The sequence below is a fragment of the Heliobacterium mobile genome, assembly GCF_009720735.1.
GTDB lineage: Bacteria > Bacillota > Desulfitobacteriia > Heliobacteriales > Heliobacteriaceae > Heliobacterium > Heliobacterium mobile.
In genome coordinates, this window is sequence record NZ_WNKU01000114.1 from 1 (window position 1) to 809 (window position 809).

Here is an 809-nt window from a genome sequence, read left to right on the forward strand (position 1 = left end):
TTCTTGTTGCAGTTTTTAACGACATCATCAATAATCGACCAAAGTTGTTGAAGAGCCACCGCCCATTCCAAATCATTTACCTCATCACAGCATTCGTAGAAGATACCGCCAAGGGTACGGGGATCGGTACTGGTACGGTGCTGCCAAGATAGCATGATATAACGGGAAAAAACGATGGTTGTATGACTAATCAAGGCGTCATAGGAACGGCCCTGGAATTCCTTAGCCAATCGGAGAAACGATTTCGAGCACTTAAAGAAGGTTTCGATCTCCCAACGCATGCCATAGATTCGGACGATTTCCTGCTCGTTCAGGGTGTGCTCTGTGGAGAGTATCGCTAGCCATTCGTTTCGTTTGTTACGGTTCGTGACAAAGACGATTTTCGCTTTTAATCCGGGTGTAAGCTCTACGATAATACTGCGAAGGATCTCAGAATGTCCGCGAACAACCGTTGCTTGGACATATAGTTCGGCTAACGTATATCGCTTTCCCTGATAGGAATACCGTTGTTTTAAAGGTTTCACCATACCAATCACATCAATACCTAAGCCAACCAATTGCTGAATTAACGGCAATTGAGTAAACCAAGAATCCATAAGAACGTACGAAGCGGCGACTCCGGAATCGAAAGCGGCTTTTATCATCGCCACCACCCGTTCGGGGGCAGACTGTAACGCTTCCATACGCCGTTTATATCCATGGGTTCGTTTGTCGATGGCATCATTCATTTTACCAATTCGGTTGGTTACTTTTTGGGAACTTAACAGGGAAAAATCAATGGGAAGAAAGCTATGCCCATCACTCCAACC

Annotated in this window: 1 protein-coding gene; it reads right to left on the reverse strand. The window is 45.4% G+C overall.

Translation table 11 applies throughout. The features are described 5' to 3' along the window. On the reverse strand, positions 1 to 809 hold an 809-nt coding region (locus GJ688_RS20035), incomplete at both ends, for an IS4 family transposase (RefSeq protein WP_155478171.1).